This is a genomic window from Amycolatopsis sp. MEPSY49, assembly GCF_051337345.1.
Taxonomy (GTDB): domain Bacteria; phylum Actinomycetota; class Actinomycetes; order Mycobacteriales; family Pseudonocardiaceae; genus Amycolatopsis.
On record NZ_JBDLYJ010000008.1, the window covers coordinates 386,865 to 403,424 of the forward strand.

16 protein-coding genes, 1 other RNA gene and 2 pseudogenes are annotated in these 16,560 nt (G+C 70.9%); 10 read left to right on the forward strand and 9 right to left on the reverse strand.

The window, feature by feature from the left end:
• Nucleotides 1-121: 121 nt before the first annotated feature.
• The 3 genes from ABFJ78_RS32930 to ABFJ78_RS32940 all read left to right on the forward strand — a co-directional run bounded on the left by ABFJ78_RS32930 (nucleotide 122) and on the right by ABFJ78_RS32940 (nucleotide 3,593).
• The gene (locus ABFJ78_RS32930) at nucleotides 122-904 is read left to right on the forward strand and encodes an IclR family transcriptional regulator (RefSeq protein WP_436390656.1); all 783 of its coding nucleotides are present in this window, start codon (nucleotides 122-124) and stop codon (nucleotides 902-904) included.
• Between the two features lie 93 nt (nucleotides 905-997).
• Nucleotides 998-2,218, forward strand: coding sequence for an MFS transporter (locus ABFJ78_RS32935; RefSeq protein WP_436390658.1), 1,221 nt, complete (start codon nucleotides 998-1,000; stop codon nucleotides 2,216-2,218).
• 85 nt (nucleotides 2,219-2,303) lie between these two features.
• Nucleotides 2,304-3,593: a diguanylate cyclase gene (locus ABFJ78_RS32940; RefSeq protein ID WP_436390660.1), complete on the forward strand. Its 1,290-nt coding sequence runs from the start codon at nucleotides 2,304-2,306 to the stop codon at nucleotides 3,591-3,593.
• Here the strand turns inward: ABFJ78_RS32940 and ABFJ78_RS32945 are convergent, their stop codons facing one another.
• Complete coding sequence (locus ABFJ78_RS32945) at nucleotides 3,594-3,803, reverse strand: hypothetical protein (RefSeq protein ID WP_436390662.1); 210 nt, start codon at nucleotides 3,801-3,803, stop codon at nucleotides 3,594-3,596.
• A gap of 180 nt (nucleotides 3,804-3,983) precedes the next feature.
• Here ABFJ78_RS32945 and ABFJ78_RS32950 point away from each other — a divergent pair.
• Both ABFJ78_RS32950 and ABFJ78_RS32955 read left to right on the forward strand, forming a co-directional pair.
• Nucleotides 3,984-4,538: pseudogene (locus ABFJ78_RS32950) on the forward strand (DUF6944 family repetitive protein); the annotation flags it as partial.
• Nucleotides 4,510-5,094: pseudogene (locus ABFJ78_RS32955) on the forward strand (hypothetical protein); the annotation flags it as partial. The pseudogenes ABFJ78_RS32950 and ABFJ78_RS32955, both read left to right, overlap by 29 nt.
• Before the next feature lie 1,226 nt (nucleotides 5,095-6,320).
• On the opposite strand, the gene ssrA reads toward ABFJ78_RS32955, so the two are convergent.
• Nucleotides 6,321-6,689: a transfer-messenger RNA gene (gene ssrA / locus ABFJ78_RS32960) on the reverse strand.
• A 153-nt stretch (nucleotides 6,690-6,842) separates the two neighbouring features.
• Here ssrA and ABFJ78_RS32965 point away from each other — a divergent pair.
• From ABFJ78_RS32965 to ABFJ78_RS32975, 3 genes are read left to right on the forward strand one after another with little or no spacing between them, the layout of a single operon-like run.
• The gene (locus tag ABFJ78_RS32965; protein WP_436390664.1) at nucleotides 6,843-7,517 is read left to right on the forward strand and encodes a sensor domain-containing protein; all 675 of its coding nucleotides are present in this window, start codon (nucleotides 6,843-6,845) and stop codon (nucleotides 7,515-7,517) included.
• On the forward strand, nucleotides 7,514-8,647 hold the full coding sequence (locus ABFJ78_RS32970) for a sensor histidine kinase (RefSeq protein ID WP_436390666.1): 1,134 nt from the start codon (nucleotides 7,514-7,516) through the stop codon (nucleotides 8,645-8,647). Before ABFJ78_RS32965 ends, ABFJ78_RS32970 begins: the two co-directional genes overlap by 4 nt.
• 39 nt (nucleotides 8,648-8,686) lie before the next feature.
• The gene (locus tag ABFJ78_RS32975) at nucleotides 8,687-9,328 is read left to right on the forward strand and encodes a response regulator transcription factor (RefSeq protein WP_155544593.1); all 642 of its coding nucleotides are present in this window, start codon (nucleotides 8,687-8,689) and stop codon (nucleotides 9,326-9,328) included.
• On the opposite strand, the gene ABFJ78_RS32980 is transcribed toward ABFJ78_RS32975, so the two are convergent.
• Nucleotides 9,313-9,954 (reverse strand): class I SAM-dependent DNA methyltransferase, encoded by a 642-nt coding sequence (locus ABFJ78_RS32980; RefSeq protein WP_436390668.1) that lies wholly within the window; start codon nucleotides 9,952-9,954, stop codon nucleotides 9,313-9,315. The genes ABFJ78_RS32975 and ABFJ78_RS32980 overlap by 16 nt on opposite strands.
• A 130-nt stretch (nucleotides 9,955-10,084) precedes the next feature.
• Between ABFJ78_RS32980 and ABFJ78_RS32985 the strand changes: the two genes are divergently transcribed.
• Nucleotides 10,085-10,309, forward strand: a complete 225-nt coding sequence (locus ABFJ78_RS32985) for a hypothetical protein (RefSeq protein WP_436390670.1) — start codon at nucleotides 10,085-10,087, stop codon at nucleotides 10,307-10,309.
• Nucleotides 10,310-10,402: 93 nt separating this feature from the next.
• Entirely contained in the window at nucleotides 10,403-11,704 is a 1,302-nt protein-coding gene (locus ABFJ78_RS32990) for an acyltransferase family protein (RefSeq protein WP_436390672.1), read from the forward strand.
• On the opposite strand, the gene ABFJ78_RS32995 is transcribed toward ABFJ78_RS32990, so the two are convergent.
• The 6 genes from ABFJ78_RS32995 to ABFJ78_RS33020 form a co-directional block, all read right to left on the reverse strand.
• A complete protein-coding gene (locus ABFJ78_RS32995) occupies nucleotides 11,694-12,590 on the reverse strand; it encodes an amidohydrolase family protein (protein ID WP_436390674.1) in 897 nt (298 codons plus the stop codon). The genes ABFJ78_RS32990 and ABFJ78_RS32995 overlap by 11 nt on opposite strands.
• Complete coding sequence (smpB, locus tag ABFJ78_RS33000) at nucleotides 12,587-13,069, reverse strand: SsrA-binding protein SmpB (RefSeq protein ID WP_043776590.1); 483 nt, start codon at nucleotides 13,067-13,069, stop codon at nucleotides 12,587-12,589. Before smpB ends, ABFJ78_RS32995 begins: the two co-directional genes overlap by 4 nt.
• Nucleotides 13,070-13,116: 47 nt before the next feature.
• Nucleotides 13,117-14,010, reverse strand: a complete 894-nt coding sequence (gene ftsX, locus ABFJ78_RS33005) for a permease-like cell division protein FtsX (RefSeq protein WP_436390676.1) — start codon at nucleotides 14,008-14,010, stop codon at nucleotides 13,117-13,119.
• A gap of 42 nt (nucleotides 14,011-14,052) precedes the next feature.
• Entirely contained in the window at nucleotides 14,053-14,742 is a 690-nt protein-coding gene (gene ftsE / locus ABFJ78_RS33010) for a cell division ATP-binding protein FtsE (protein ID WP_086683549.1), read from the reverse strand.
• A gap of 112 nt (nucleotides 14,743-14,854) precedes the next feature.
• Nucleotides 14,855-15,958 (reverse strand): peptide chain release factor 2, encoded by a 1,104-nt coding sequence (gene prfB / locus ABFJ78_RS33015; protein ID WP_436390679.1) that lies wholly within the window; start codon nucleotides 15,956-15,958, stop codon nucleotides 14,855-14,857.
• Between the two features lie 63 nt (nucleotides 15,959-16,021).
• Nucleotides 16,022-16,522 (reverse strand): PadR family transcriptional regulator, encoded by a 501-nt coding sequence (locus ABFJ78_RS33020; RefSeq protein WP_247014366.1) that lies wholly within the window; start codon nucleotides 16,520-16,522, stop codon nucleotides 16,022-16,024.
• Nucleotides 16,523-16,560: the final 38 nt, after the last annotated feature.

Below are 16,560 nucleotides of genomic sequence, written 5' to 3' on the forward strand. Positions count from 1 at the left end.
CGGGTTTACCCTGGCCAAAGCGCCCCAATGTGGCCTTCGGTGCGCCAGACGCAACCAAGGCGGCCTTCGGTGCGTAAGACGCAACCAAGGCCGCCTTGGGGCGCTCGGGTCGGGAGGTGCCATGGGTGACAGCAGCGAGGTGCCGGCGTTGCGCCGCGGCCTCACCGTGCTGCGCCTCCTGGCCACCCGGCCGGGTCCGGTGACCGCGGCGGCGATCGCGCGCGAGGCCGGTCTCCCCCGCTCGACGACGTACCACCTGCTCAGCGAACTCGAGACCGCCGGTTTCGTCGTCCACCTGCCCGCCGAACGCCGCTACGGCCTCGGCATCGCGGCCTTCGAGCTGGGCTCGGCCTACCTGCGTCACGACCCCCTCGAACGGCTGGCCGGGCCGTTGCTGCGCAAGCTCGTCGACCGCGTCGGCCACACCGCGCACCTGGGCGTCCTGCACGGCAACGAGTCGCTCTACCTCATCAAGGAACGCCCGGCGCGGCCGGAAACCCTCGTGACCGAGGTCGGCGTCCGGCTGCCGGCCCAGCTGACCGCGTCCGGCCGCGCGATCCTGCGGCACCTGCCCGCCCCGCACGTCCGCGCGCTGTTCCCGTCGGCGTCGGCGTTCGTCCTCCGCACCGGCCGCGGTCCGCGCACCCTCGCCGAGCTGCGCCGCACCCTGACCGCGGAGCGCCGCCTCGGCTGGTCGGTCGAGGACGGCCACGTCACGGCCGGCTTCGCCTCGGTCGCCACCCCGGTCTTCGACCACGGCGCCCGCCCGCTGGCGGCGATCAGCGTGACCCTGCGCCACCACTGCGCGGCCGAGCCGTGCGAAGAGACGTGGCCGGAACTGGCGGCCGAAGTGGCGGCGACGGCGGCCGAGCTGACCAGCCGCATCGGCGGCCACCCGGGCTGACGCGCTGCTGCGATCGGGGCAACTGTCACCGAACGCCTCGATTCCACTCCGCTCGGTGATTACCGTTTGCGGATAGCGTTTTGAGGGGCACCGATGGTGGATGACGCACGCGTGACGAAGGTGGGGTTCGGCGCCGTGCTCGCCGTCGCCGAGTTCCGGGCGATGTGGCTCGCCGAGCTGCTGTCCGTCTGCGGCGACCAGCTCGCCCGCGTCGCGCTCGCGGTGCTCGTCTACCAGCGCACTTCGTCGGCGGCCCTGACCGGCCTGACCTACGCCCTGACGTACGTGCCGTCCCTGCTCGGCGGGATCCTCCTGGCCGGCGCGGGCGACCGGTGGCCGCGCCGCGACGTGATGGTCGCGGCCGACGTGGCCCGCGCCGCGCTCGTCGGCGTCATCGCGATCCCCGGCGTCCCGCTGTGGGTGCTGTGCGTGCTGGTCGCGGTGCTGACGGCGCTGGGCGGGCCGTTCAAGGCGGCGCAGCAGGCGCTGCTGCCGACGGTGCTCGAAGGCGAGCGGTACCTGGTCGGGATGGCCCTGCGGAACGTGACGATCCAGGCCGCGCAGCTGGCCGGGTTCGCCGGCGGCGGCCTGCTGATCGCCGCGTTGACGCCCTCCGCGGCGCTGGCGCTGGACGCCGTGACGTTCGTGCTCTCGGCGCTGTTCCTGGTCACCGGCGTCCGGCGGCGGGCGGCGGTCGCGCAGGCGGTGCGGCCGGCCTGGCTGTCGACGACCGGCGCCGGCATCCGGCTGATCTGGCGCGACCCGGCGTTGCGGACGCTGGTGGCGCTCAACTGGCTGGCGGGGTTCTACATCGTGCCGGAGGCGCTGGCCGCGCCGTACGCGGCGGGCATCGGCGCGGGCGCGACGCTGGTGGGGCTGCTGATGGCCGCGGACCCGGCGGGCAGCGTGCTCGGCGGCGTCGTGTTCGGCAAGTGGATCCCCGAGCGCGCGCAGGTCCGCGTGCTCGGCTGGCTGGGGATCGCGGCGGGGCTGCCGCTGGTGGTGTTCGCCTTCCGGCCGGGCCTCGTCGCGTCGGTGGCGCTACTGGCGGCGTCCGGCCTGCTGGCGACGGGCTACAACATCACCGGCACGGTGTCGTTCATGCGTCGGGTGCCGGACGAGCACCGCGCGCAGTGCGCCGGCGTGAACTCGGCCGGCTTGATCACCGTGCAGGGCGTAGGCGCGGCCGCGGCGGGCGCGCTGGCCGACGTGCTGAGCCCGGCGCACACCATCGCCGTGGCCGGGGCGGCGGGCGCCGCGGTGGCCGTGCCGATCGCGAGGGCGTGGCGCCGGGCCGGGCTGGAGGATCGATGACCTCAGTTGTCGCGTCCGCACATGGCGCGCCTCCCTTCGCCACCTCGGGCCGACCCGGCTCCGTCACCGGCCGGACACCATGAGTATGCGGACCGGCGCCGCGACCCCGCGCGGTGGACCCCGCTTTCGTGACGCGCTCGTGCCACGGCGCTGGTCGCTGTGGCGCCAGGGTCCACGCGTGATCGTCTACTGCCTGCTCACCGAAGCGGCGGCGGTCGTCCTGACGCTGCGCCCGTTCCCGGTCGCGGTGGACCGCCGCACGGTGCTGATCCTGCTGGTGCTGCTGCTCCTCGGCGTGACCCAGTCGGAGATGGGCCGCCGCGTCGAGCGCATCCGCCGCCGCGTGTCGGGGACCCCGCACATCAACATGACGTCGGTCTGGACGTTCGCCGGCGTGCTGGTGCTCCCGCCGCCGCTGCTGGCGGTGCTGGTCGCCGGCCTCTACGGGCACCTGGCGATCCGCAGCTGGTACCGCCTGCAGCGGGTCCCGGCGTCCAGGACGGTCAGCAACGCGGCCATCATCCTGCTCTCGTGCTACGCGGCCCAGGCGGTCATGCGCGTTTCGGGTTCCCCGGACGTGCGCGCGGCGTTCCCGCGCGGCTGGGCGGGCACGTTCGCGATCGCGGCCGCGGGCGTGACGTTCTTCGTGGTGAACGCTCTGCTGGTGCTCCCGGCCCGCCGCGAGATCGGCCGGACGCCGGAGGCGCTGTTCGGCACGTGGGCGGACAACGGCCTGGAGGTGGCGACGCTCTGCCTGGGCGCGCTGAACGCGCTGGCACTGGCGGTGCTGCCGGGGCTGACGGTGCTGGTGCTCCCGCCGTTGCTGCTGTTGCACCGGACGGTGCTGGTGAAGCAGCTGGAGGTGGCGGCCCACCGCGACGCGAAGACGGGGTTGTACAACACGAGCGGCTGGCACGCGCTGGCGGAGCGAACGCTGGCGGCCGCCGCCCGCCAGCGGTCGACGTTCGGCCTGCTGATGCTGGATCTGGACCACTTCAAGCAGGTGAACGACACGTATGGCCACCTGGCGGGCGACGCGGTGTTACGGGCGGTAGCCGAAGCGATCATCTCCGCGGTCCGCGGCCGGGGCGACGCGGTGGGGCGGTTCGGCGGCGAGGAGTTCGTGGTGCTGCTGCCGGGCATCGCCCACCCGGACATCGGCGCGGTGGCGGAACGCATCCGCCGAGCGGTGGCGGCGCTGAAGGTCCCGGCGGGCAACCTGTCGATCACGGGTCTCTCGACCTCGATCGGCATGGCGGTCTACCCGACGGCGGGGACCTCGTTGCAGCGCCTGCTCGACGCGGCGGATACGGCGCTGTACCACGCGAAGGCGACGGGCCGGAACAAGGTGGTCCACGTAGCGGACCTGGCGTGATCAGGCGATCTTGTGCCGCCGCCCGGCATCCAGCCCGAGCATCGCGAGCAGTTCGGTGCACTCCCGCACATCGGAGGAGTGCCCGGCAACGGTGATGACGGCTCGATCGTTCTGTTCGGCAAGCCGAACGGCTTCTTCAGCCCGGATAACACCCATCCGGCTGTCTTCGTCGTTGGCGGTGGAGCTGCCATTGGAACGGGCCCAGGTCATCTGGCCACCTACTTCCGACCCCACGGGTGCGGAGCCATGGTCGGGGCTTCAGCATGACACTCACAAAAACTTCACTCACAAGTGGGGCCCGTCACAAGGCTGGAGCTGCGGAGAGTAGCGGGGTGGGTGGAGGCGCGAAGGGGACTTCGGGAGTTGCTTGGGGACGGGAGCGATCTCGCGGTGGGAGGGGGAAACCGGCGGGTTCGCGGGGCGGCGGGCGTCCTGCTCACGGCTCACGGCTCACGGCTCACGGCTCACGGCTCACGGCTCACGGCTCACGGCTCACGGCTCACGGCTCACGGCTCACGGCTCACGGCTCACGGCTCACGGCTCACGGCTCACGGCTCACGGCTCACGGCTCACGGCTCACGGCTCACGGCTCACGGCTCACGGCTCACGGCTCACGGCTCACGGCTCACGGCTCACGGCTCACGGCTCACGGCTCACGGCTCACGGCTCACGGCTCACGGCTCACGGCTCACGGCTCACGGCTCACGGCTCACGGCTCACGGCTCACGGCTCACGGCTCACGGCTCACGGCTCACGGCTCACGGCTCACGGCTCACGGCTCACGGCTCACGGCTCACGGCTCACGGCTCACGGCTCACGGCTCACGGCTCACGGCTCACGGCTCACGGCTCACGGCTCACGGCTCACGGCTCACGGCTCACGGCTCACGGCTCACGGCTCACGGCTCACGGCTCACGGCTCACGGCTCACGGCTCACGGCTCACGGCTCACGGCTCACGGCTCACGGCTCACGGCTCACGGCTCACGGCTCACGGCTCACGGCTCACGGCTCACGGCTCACGGCTCACGGCTCACGGCTCACGGCTCACGGCTCACGGCTCACGGCTCACGGCTCACGGCTCACGGCTCACGGCTCACGGCTCACGGCTCACGGCTCACGGCTCACGGCTCACGGCTCACGGCTCACGGCTCACGGCTCACGGCTCACGGCTCACGGCTCACGGCTCACGGCTCACGGCTCACGGCTCACGGCTCACGGCTCACGGCTCACGGCTCACGGCTCACGGCTCACGGCTCACGGCTCACGGCTCACGGCTCACGGCTCACGGCTCACGGCTCACGGCTCACGGCTCACGGCTCACGGCTCACGGCTCACGGCTCACGGCTCACGGCTCACGGCTCACGGCTCACGGCTCACGGCTCACGGCTCACGGCTCACGGCTCACGGCTCACGGCTCACGGCTCACGGCTCACGGCTCACGGCTCACGGCGAGCGTGGCGGTTTCGTGGTCCCTCCGGCACCCCGAAGCTGTCATTGTGACTACGGCCGGCAACACCGCGTCAAGGCGGGAAAGATGCCTTGACCCGGCGCTGCCGGCCGTGTTCTGGCTTCGGATCGGGGTGCGGGGGAGTCTGGGTTCTCGTCGGTGCCGGTTCTCGTGTCGGCTCGCTCCTGGGATGGCGCGGCGCGGCTGTCATGTTGGCGAGGCCTGTGGCATCGCGGCAGCCGGGTGCGCGCGGAAAGGCCCGGGGCATACCCCCGAGAAGGCGCGCGGGGCAAAGCTCCACGAGGCGTATGCGGGGCCAAGCCCGACATAACAAGGGGCAAGGCGCGAGAGGGCCCCGAAAGGGGACGAGGGCCGATTCTCGACTCAAGGGCACCGGGGGCGCGGCCCTGAGAGAGGGTCGGGGCGCGAGCCAAGACGGGCAAGCTCGCGACAGCGGGCGCCAGCCGGACCCCGCGCAGCAGATGCAGGGCACAGCCCCGAGAAAGGGGAAGTGGGCGAAGTCTGAGCCAGCAGAGGCAAAGGCCCCACGACAGCGGACGCAAGCCGGGCCCGTGCAGAGCGGGCGGGGCGCAGCCGCGCGAGAGAGGTGCGCGGACGAAACCCCGAGCCAGACAGGGCACCGAGCAACTCAGCAGCTACGCCGCCGACACCCATGAAGCCGCCGAAGAGCTGGTCCGCAGACGGAGAGCGCCAGCCGGACCCACGCAGAAGAGGGCGCGGGGCGCAGCCCCGCAAAGGCGGCTGGGGCGCAACCCGCGAGCAGGGGCGCGGGCGCGGGGCGCAGCCCCGAGAAGGAGGCCCGAGGCGCAGCCTGAGCCACCAAGGGGGGCGCAGCCCCGCAAAGGGGGGCCGGGGCGCAGCCCCGAAGAGGAGGCGCAAGGCGAAGCCTGAGCCACCAAGGGGCGCAGCCCCGCAAAAGGGGCCCGGGCCGCGGGCCCCGAGAAGGAGGCCCGAGGCGCAGCGTGAGCCACCAAGGGGCGCAGCCCCGCAAAGGGGGCCCGGGGCGCAGCCCCGAAGAAGAGGCGCAAGGCGAAGCCTGAGCCAAAAAGGGGCGAAGCCCCGCAGGGGGCAAGGGGCGAAGCCCCAAGAAAGGGCGCAGGGCGAAGCCCGAGCCAGAGAGGGGCCCGGGGCGAAGCCCAGGAGAAGGGGGTCCAGGGGGCGAAGCCCGCCTGGCGGGGGTCTGGGGGTTCGACCCCCAGAGGACATGGACGTAACCGAAGAGAAGGCCCAAGCTCCGAAGGAGCGAGGGCCTTCTCGAAGGTGGAGGTGCCGGGAATTGAACCCGGGTCCTCTGGCGTATCAACAGGGCTTCTCCGTGCGCAGTCCGCTACGTCTCTACTTGGCTCCCTCAGTCACGCGAACAAGCTGAGGTGACGAGCCCAGCCACTGTTTGCTTCACGACAGTTCCCCGTGGCCGGGACTGCCGCTGAGCCTCCTAGCTGATGCCGGTACCCGGGCCGGAGGCGAACCCGGGCCGACAGAGACGCACTCGCTCAGGCGGCGAGGGCGTACTCGCGCTGACTGGAGTCGGCGCTTATTTGGTTGCGATGACGCTTAACGGTGGTCTCTCGCCTGCACCGGCACGCTTCTCCTGAATCAACGTCCAAAGTCGAAACCGTTCACCCCCTTGGTGGGAACACAACCTGTACATCATAACGCGTGGGGCCACCTCTTTACTCCAGGTGGGTAGGGCCAGCCCTACCGCGAGGATGCCCGCGCGCACCATGTCGTGGGCGGCCTCGGAAGACGACTCTGGACTCCAGCAGAAGGGAGTCCGGTGATGGGTAGCGCGAGGCGGGATCCGCCGTTCGGTGGCTCGGTGGTGTTCTTGCTGATGAACCTGCCGGTGGGGGTGCTGGCGTTCGTCTTCTTGACGGCGTTCACCGCGGCCGGGCTGGGGACCGCCGTCGTGTGGGTGGGTGTCGGCCTGCTCGCGCTGCTCGTGCTGGCCGTCCGGGGGGCCGGGCGGTTGGAGCGGGCCCGGGTCTACGCGCTGCTCGACCGGTACATCGATCTCCCCTACCTGCCGCTGCCCGCCCACGGGCAGAAGGACCGGTGGAAGGCGCGGCTGAAGGACCCGTCGACATGGCGGGACTTCGCCTACTTCTTCCTCCTCTTCCCGCTCGGCATCGTCGAGTTCGTGCTGGTGACGACGTTCTGGTCGACGAGCCTGGCGCTGGCCGGCCTGCCGATCTACTTCCGGTGGCTGCCCGACGGCGCGTACTACTTCCCCTCGGACGAGCTGCGGTGGCTGACCGTGGATTCGACCGTGGAAGCGCTACCGTGGGCAGCGCTGGGGGTGTTGTTCGTCGCGCTGTCGGTGGCGCTGACCAAGGCGCTCGCCGGGGTGCACGCCCGGCTGGCGAACGCGCTGCTGGGCACGACCGTGGCCCAGCGTCGTCGGATGGAGCGCTGGTGGGAAGACGCGGAAGAGAAGAACCTGGTGGCGGGATGACCGAGGCTCAACCCCTGGAGCACCCGCGGCCGCACCCGGCTCGCACGATCGTGTACATGATCGTCAGCTTCTTCTTCCGGATCCTGCAGTTCGTGCTGATCGTGACGGGCATCGCGGTGGGGGTCGCGACGGCGGTGGTGTGGATCGGGTTCCCGATCCTGCTGGCGACGACGAGCTTCATCCGCTGGTCGGGTGATCGCGAGCGGAGCTGGCTGGGGAAGATGCTGCGGGTGCCGCTGCCGCCGGTGCAGCGCCGCCCGTACGAAGAGGGACAGCCATTGCTGCGGCGGTGGATGGTCCGGCTGAGCGACGCGACGACGTGGCGTGACCTGGCCTACCTGATGGCGGCGTTCCCGCTGGCGTGCGCGGAGCTCGGGATCGCGCTGGCGTCGATCGTGCTGCTGCCGATGGCCGTCTGGGTGACGCCGTGGCTGGGCTGGCTGCACGGTGAGCTGGGTCTCGCGCTGCTGGGTCCGGACCGCACGAAGCGGCTCGAGCAGAAGGCCGAGCGGTTGCAGGCTTCGCGGGCGCGGGGCGTCGACGCCGCCGAAGCGGAGCGGCGCCGCATCGAGCGTGACCTGCACGACGGCGCCCAGCAGCGGCTGGTCGCGGTCGCGATGAGCCTCGGGCGCGCGAAGTCGAAGTTCGACCAGGACCCGGACATGGCGCGCGAGCTGATCGACGAGGCGCACTCGGACGCGAAGCTCGCCGTGTCGGAGCTGCGGGACCTCGCGCGCGGCATCTACCCGGCGGTGCTCGGCGACCGGGGGCTGGACGCGGCGCTGTCGGCGCAGGCGGCGAAGTCGCCGATCCCGGTGGACGTCCACGTGGACGTCGAACCGCGGCCGCCGGCGGCGGTGGAGACGACGGCGTACTTCATCGTCGGCGAGACCCTGACGAACATCGCGAAGCACTCCGGAGCGTCCGAAGCGGGTGTGAAGGTGTGGCGGACCGACGACCACGTCGTCGTCGAGATCACCGACAACGGCCACGGCGGCGCCGAGGTGCGCCCCGGCGGCGGGCTGGCCGGGCTGGCCGACCGCGCCGCGACGATCGACGGCGTCATCACGGTCGTCAGCCCGGTGGGCGGGCCGACGGTGATCCGGGCTGACCTCCCCTGCCAGTGGTGAATAGGCTGGACCCCGTTCATCCACGAGCTTGGGGGCCGGATGCGGGTAGTCATCGCCGAAGACGCCGTGCTGCTGCGGGCCGGGGTGACCCGCCTGCTCGCCGACGAAGGCATCGAGACGGCGGCGGCCGTCGACAACGGCGACGATCTGCTCGGCGCGATCAAAGAACACCGTCCCGACCTGGCGATCGTCGACGTCCGGATGCCCCCGACGTTCACCGACGAGGGCCTGCGCGCGGCGCTGGCGGCCCGCAAGGAGATCCCCGGGCTGCCGGTGCTGGTGCTGTCGCAGTACGTCGAGGAGTCGTACGCGGTGGAGCTGCTGTCGGGCGGCGCCGGCGGGGTCGGCTACCTGCTGAAGGAGCGCGTGGCCGACGTCGACGAGTTCCTGGACGCGGTCCGCCGCGTGGCCAACGGCGGCACGGCGATCGACCCGGACGTGATCGCCCAGCTGATGGCCCGCGGCCGCCGCAACCCCCTGGACGCGCTGACCGCGCGGGAGTCCGAGGTGCTGGGGCTGATGGCGCAGGGGCTCTCGAACACGGCGATCGCGAACTCCCTGGTGGTTTCGCACGGCGCGGTGGAGAAGCACATCGGCAACATCTTCTCGAAGCTCGGCCTCGAAGCGAGCGCGGAGGAGCACCGCCGCGTCCGCGCGGTGCTGACCTACTTGGGGCGCTGAGCCATCAGGTAGGCCTGGGGCACCTGCTCCGGTTCCTGCGGCGCCCGGACCAGGCGCGCTTCCATCACCAGGCCGGCGGCCTCGAACAGCCCCGCCACGAAGTCCGGCGGCAGGCGGTACGCGTCGAAGGAAACCTCGTGGCCGCACCCCCGGGAGATGTGGCGGCGCTCGTCGCCGACCTGGAACGCCGTCAGCAGGCGGCCGCCCGGGGCCAGGACCCGGGCCAGCTCCGCCACCACCGCCGGCAGCTGCTCCGGCGGGGTGTGGATCAGCGAGTACCACGCCAGCGCGCCCGCCAGGCTGCCGTCGGCCAGCTCCAGCGCGGTCAGCGAACCGACCTCGAACCGCAGCTCCGGATGCGCCCGGCGGGCCACCTCGAGCATGCCGGGCGAAAGGTCCACCCCGAACACGTCCAGCCCGAGCGACGCCAGGTGGCCCGTCAACCGGCCCGTGCCGCAGCCCAGGTCGCCGACCGGGCCCGATTCGCCCACCAGCTCGGCGAACGTCGCCAGCATCGCCCGGTCCCACGGGCTGGTGGCCAGCGCGTCCCGCGCCTCCTCCGCGTAAGCCTCGGCGACGGTGTCGTACGCGGTCCGGGTGCTGGTCAGGTACGCGGGTTCGGTCACGGGCCGAAACACTATCGACGGAAGGTGACGACAAGTCCCGTAGGGTGGATGCCGGGTCACCCGTTCCGCGGGCGGCACCCTGCGCACCGCTCACCTACCATGAGCGGACCCGTCGGGAAGGAGCGCGCAGATGACCGACGAGACCCGCTGCGTCCGCTTCTTCGGCGGCCCGCTCGACGGCCGCGTCCAGGAGCTCGGGGACGCCGAACCCGTGCCCGGCACCGTCATCCGGCACATCCACCTGCACGGTGGTCCGAAGATCGAGACCCGCTACGAGCTCGGCCTTACCGAAACCGGCTGGGAGTACCGCGTCACCGCGACGCAGCACGAACCCGAGCCCGACGGCCTGAGGTAGGGAGAACCCCCGTATCGCCCTGGGGTCAACAGGACCCCCAAGACGCCGGTCAGCACCGCTGTTCCGGACGTCGCGACCGGCCAAGCTCAGTGCATGCAGAAGAGCCGGGACCGCTTCCTCGACGTCGTCCGGGCGGGGGCCATCCTCGCCGTCATCGGTCAGCACTGGACCATGCCGGTGCTCTCCTACTCCGATGGCCACCTCGCCACGGGCAACGCGCTCGCGACGCCCGGCTGGTGGGTCGTCACCTGGCTCAGTCAGGTCATGCCGCTCGTCTTCTTCGCCGGCGGCGCGGCCAACTTGATCTCCTTCCGCCGCGCGGAATCGACGCGGACCTGGCTCGGCGCGCGGCTCAAGCGCCTGATGCTGCCCGTGCTGCCGCTGATGGCCGTCTGGCTCGTCATGCCGGACTTCCTGCGCGGCCTCGGCGTCCCGCCCCAGCCGCTGCAGGTCGGCAGCGCCATCGCCGCGCAGCTGCTGTGGTTCCTCGCCGTCTACGTCCTGGTCGTGCTCCTCACGCCGCTGATGGTCGCCGCGCACCGGCGCTGGGGCCTCAAGGTCCCGCTCGTCATGGGGGTCGCCGGTGTCCTGGTCGACGTCGCCCGCTTCAACGACCTCGGCTACCTCGGTTACGCCAACGCGATCTTCGTCTGGGTCGCCGTCCACCAGCTCGGCTTCCACTACGTCGAAGGCCGCCTCGGCACGCTCACCCGCCGCGCCGCCCTGACGCTGTCGGCCGCCGGCTTCGGCGTCACCGCGCTGATGGTCGCCTTCGGCCCGTACCCGGCCAGCATGATCGGCATGCCGGGCGCGCCGGTGTCGAACATGAGCCCGCCGACCGTGCTGCTCGCCTTCCTCGCCGTCGGCCAGATCGGCCTGCTCCTCGCCTTCCGCCCGCAGCTCAACGCGCTCGCCGAACGCCCCGGCGTCGGCACCGCGCTCGGCTGGCTCGGCGCGCGGTTCATGAGCGTCTACCTCTGGCACATGCCGGCGCTGATCGTGGTGGCGGGCGTGACCGTCTACGGCCTCGGCTACGAGACGCCCACGCCGGGCACGCTGCTCTGGATCGTCATGGCGCCCGCGTGGTTCGCCGTGTGCGGCATGGTGCTGCTGGGCCTGCTGCGGCTGTTCGCGCACTTCGAGATGCAGCGCGACACCGCCGGCGTCACCGCGCGGGTGCCGCAGCTGGTCGTCGCCGGGCTGATGATCTCCGGTGGCCTGCTCGGCCTGGCCGCGCGCGGCTTCGCGCCGCTGTCGGACGGCTTCGCGCACGGCCCGGTGCCGTGGGTGGTCCTCGCGACGGCCGGCTTCCTGCTGGCGGGCAAGCCGATCCCGGCCGTCGACCTGCTGGGCCGCGCGGTCGTCGTGAGCGAACGCGCAGCGCTCAAGCGGTAAGGAGCCGCAGCGGGGTGTCGTGCAGGACGGCTCGCAGGAACGGCTCCCCCAGGCGATCGTCGGCCGCCCAGCCGGCGATCGCCTGCAGCTGCGTCGCGTAGGAGTACGGGATGTTCGGGAAGTCCGTGCCGAGCACGACCCGGTCGGCGAACTCCGCCAGCCGCGCCGTCCAGTCCGGCGGCAGCGGCGACATCCGCTCCGCGAAGGGGACGCCGACCATCGTCGTGTCCAGGTGCACCCGCGGGTACTTCGCCAGCAGCTCGAACGCCGTCCCGAACTCCGGCATCGCCGCGTGCGCGAGCACCGCCGTCAGGTCCGGGTGCGCGGAGAGGACCTCCTCGAAGACCGACAACCCGGTGAAGTCGCCCCGCAACGGACCGTGTCCACAGTGGACGACGACGGGAACACCGGCGTCGGCGAGCGACCCCCACACCGGCTTGAGCAGCTCGTCACGCGGGTCGTACGCGCCCACCTGCACGTGCGCCTTGAACACGCGGGCGCCGGCGCGCAGCGCACCGTCCACAGCGGACCCGGCGCCGGGTTCGGGGTAGAACGTCCCGGTCGGCACCGCGTCCGGCACCCGCGCGGCGAACTCGAGCGCCCAGTCCGTCAGCCACTCGGCCATCCCCGGCTTGTGCGGGTAGACCAGCGGCGCGAAGCGCGTCACGCCCAGCGAGCGCAGCGTCGCCAGCCTGTCCTCTTCGGACGTCCGGTAGTGCACCGGCCACTCGGTGCCGTAGTGCGTCGAGGCCCGGTCGAAGTACGCCCAGACCTTGTCCATCACCGGCTTCGGCAGGAAGTGGACGTGCAGGTCGACCAGGCCCGGCAGGCCCAGCGACGCCGTCCAGCGAGCGACGTCGGCATCGGAAGCCGGGCCCGGCGTCACTCCGTGAACCGGCCCTTCAGCGCGCGGCCCATGGCCTTCCTGATGTCGCGCTCCGCGTCGCGCTTGGCGAGCGTCTGCCGCTTGTCGTAGGCCTTCTTGCCCTGCGCCAGCGCGATCTCGACCTTGACCTTGCCGTCCTTGAAGTACATCGACAGCGGGACCAGGGAGAGCCCGCTCTCCTTGGTCTTGCCGATGAGCTTCTCGATCTCGCGCCGGTGCAGCAGCAGCTTCCGGGTCCGCCGCGGCATGTGGTTGGTCCACGTGCCCTGCGTGTACTCCGGGATGTGCACGTTGCGCAGCCACACTTCGCCGTCGTCGACCGTCGCGAACGCGTCCGCCAGGGACGCCTTGCCCTCGCGCAGGCTCTTCACCTCGGTGCCGACGAGCACGAGACCGCACTCGTAGGTGTCGAGGATGGAGTAATCGTGCCGCGCCTTGCGGTTCGACACGATCACCTTCTGGCCACGTTCCTTGGGCATACGACCACTCTACGTGATTCCGGAAACGACAGGCAGCTGGTTAAACGCTAGTGCCGGACGTACAGCCGCAGCGTGACGTAGCCGGTGATGGCGGAGATCACCACGGACACCCCCAGCAGGATCGGCGCGACCGGGAACAGCAGCTCCAGCGTGGTGATCTTCGGGAACACGTCCCCGGTGAACACCGAATCGAGGAAGCCGGCCTTCGTGATGATCAGCATGATGATCCCGATGACCGCACCGAAGACGCCGGCGACCACCGCCTCCAGGAGGAACGGTAGCTGCGTGTACCACCGCGTCGCGCCGACCAGCCGCATGATGCCGACCTCGGTGCGCCGGGTGAACGCGGACACCTGGATCGTGTTCGCGATCAGCAGCAGCGCCGCGATGGCCATGATGAGCGCGGCGCCGAACGCCATGTTCCGCACACCGTTGAAGGCGTTGAACACGCGGTCGAGGAACTTCTTCTGGTCGTCGACCTTCCGCACGCCCGGCTTGGTGCCGTACTCCTGAACGATCGCGTCGCTGCGGTCCGGGTCCTTCAGCTTCACGTGCAGGGACGCGGGAAGCGACTCCGGCCCGGTCAGCTGGATCAGCTCCGGCTGGCTCTCGAAGATCTTCTTGAACCGGTCGAATGCCTGGTCGCGGTTCTCGAACACGACCGACTCGACGCCGTCGTTGCTCTGCAGCGACGAACGCAGCGACTGGCACAGCGACTGGGTGCAGTTCTTGTCCGTCGCGCTGATGTCGTCGGTGAGGTAGACCGAAACCTCGACGTCGGCGAGGAAGTTGGACTTCATCTTGTCGATCGTGCGCACGGCCAGGAGGCCGCCGCCGAGCATGGCGAGCGACACGGCCGTGGTCAGGATCATCGCGATGGTCATCGTGACGTTCCGGCGCAGGCCGGTGATTACCTCACTGAAGACGAAACTGGCGCGCATGTCGGGGTCAGGTCCTTGAAGTCGGGGGCTGGGGCGGGGAGGTCAGCGACCGATGCCGTAGACGCCGCGGGCGTCGTCGCGGATCACCCGGCCGAGTTGGAGCTCGACGACGCGGCGCCGCATGGAGTCCACGATGGAGTGATCGTGGGTGGCCATCAGGACGGTCGTGCCGGTGCGGTTGATCCGCTCCAGCAGCAGCATGATGTCCTGGCTGGTGTCGGGGTCCAGGTTCCCGGTCGGTTCGTCGGCGAGCAGCACCAGCGGTCGGTTCACGAATGCTCGGGCGATCGCGACGCGCTGCTGCTCACCGCCGGAGAGCTCGTTGGGCAGCCGGTCCGCCTTGCCGTCGAGGCCGACGAGTTCGAGCACCTCGGGGACGACCTTCTTGATGGTCGGGGCGGGCTTGCCGATGACCTCGAGGGCGAACGCGACGTTCTCCGCGACGGTCTTGTTGGCCAGCAGGCGGAAGTCCTGGAAGACGCAGCCGATGGTCTGCCGCAGGCGGGGGACCCGGCGGCGGGCCAGCTTGGCGACGTCGAAGTTGGACACCATCACGCGGCCCTTGCTGGGCGTCTCTTCGCGCAGCAGCAGCCGGAGGAAGGTCGACTTCCCCGATCCCGAGGGACCGATGAGGAAGACGAACTCACCCTTGTCGATGTTGACGGACACCCGCTCGAGCGCGGGCCGCGTCGAGGTCTTGTAGACCTTGGAAACCTCTTCGAGCCGGATCACGATTCGGCATACTACCCACCGGTCTCGTGAAGCCCCGGTTGCCCGGTCCACCCGGGTGGAGCAGCGGGTGTTTGCGCACGGTGAGCGGTCGCGCGAACACCCCCCGCACCGATCAGGCGGCCGCGGTCTGCTTCCGCCAGCGGATGCCGGCGTCGAGGAAGCCGTCGATCTCGCCGTCGAGCACCGCGGACGGGTTGCCGACCTCATACTCGGTCCGCAGGTCCTTGACCATCTGGTACGGGTGCAGCACGTAGGAGCGCATCTGGTTGCCCCAGCTGGAGCCGCCGTCCTTGAGCGCGTCCATCTCCTTGCGCTCTTCTTCCTTCTTGCGCTGCAGCAGCCGGGACTGGAGGACCTTCATCGCGGCCGCCTTGTTCTGCAGCTGCGACTTCTCGTTCTGGCAGGAGACGACGATGTTCGTCGGGATGTGCGTGATGCGCACCGCGCTGTCGGTCGTGTTGACGCTCTGGCCACCGGGGCCCGACGAGCGGTAGACGTCGACCCGGATGTCCTTCTCCGGGATGTCGACGTGGTCGACCTCTTCGACCTCGGGCAGCACCTCGACGTGCGCGAACGACGTCTGGCGGCGGCTCTGGTTGTCGAACGGCGAGATCCGGACGAGCCGGTGGGTGCCCTGCTCGACCGAGAGGGTGCCGTAGACGTAGGGGGCGCTGACCTTGAACGTCGCCGACTTGATGCCCGCCTCTTCGGCGTAGGAGATGTCGTAGACGTCGGTCGGGTAGCCGTGGCGCTCCGCCCAGCGCAGGTACATGCGCAGCAGCATCTCGGCGAAGTCGGCCGCGTCGACGCCGCCGGCCTCGGAGCGGATGGTGACGACGGCGTTGCGGTCGTCGTACTCGCCCGAGAGCAGGGTGCGGACCTCGAGGCCGTCGATGGACTTGCCGAGGTCGGCGAGCTCGGTCTCGGCCTCGCCCATGCTGCCGGCGTCGCCCTCGGCCTCGGCGAGCTCGTACAGCACGCCCAGGTCGTCGAGCCGCTGGCGCAGGTCGGAGACCCGGCGCAGCTCGCCCTGCCGATGGGAGAGCTGGCTGGTGACCTTCTGCGCCGCCTCCGGGTCGTCCCAGAGGTTCGGGCTCGAAGCCTGCTGCTCGAGATCGGCCACCTGGGCACGCAGCGCATCCAGGTCCATCACCGACTCGATCTGCGTCAGCTTGCCGGCCAGGTCCTTCAGTGCCGCGTCGAACTCATCACTCACGTTTGTCAAGGTTACGGCAAAACCCACGACCGGTTGCGAGGGCCGGTCGTGGGCGCGCGAACCTCAGGCCGCGGGGATGGCGTCGAGCAGCTTGAGGGCGGCCTTGGCCTGAGCCTGGGCGAACTCGGCGACGGCCTTCTCGTACGGCCCGTCGGCCGCCTTGGTGGCCGCCTTCGCGTCGTCGAGCTGCTGGCCGTAGCTCGTCCGGGCCGACTCGAGCAGCGACTGGCGCTGCTTCGCGGTCAGCGACCCCGCGTGCACGAGCCGCAGGATGAGCGGGCTGCGCAGGTGGTCGGGGCCGGCCTCGGACGTCAGCCAGGCCTTGAAGGCCTTCTTGCCGGCGGCGGTGATCAGGTATTGCTGGCTGGAGCGCGGGCCCTGCTTGCCGAGCCGGACGAGGCCTTCCTTGGACAGCGCCGGGAGCTCCCGGTACACCTGGCTGCGGGTGACGCTGAAGAAGGCGCCGAAACGCTCACCGGCTCCCGCGACGAGCTGCCCGCCGGTGGCGGGACCGTCGTGGAGCAGACCGAGCAGGGCGGCGGCTGTTGCATTCAATTCGGACACGTCCCCTAGATTCCCACTTATCGGCCGCTGTGTCCACA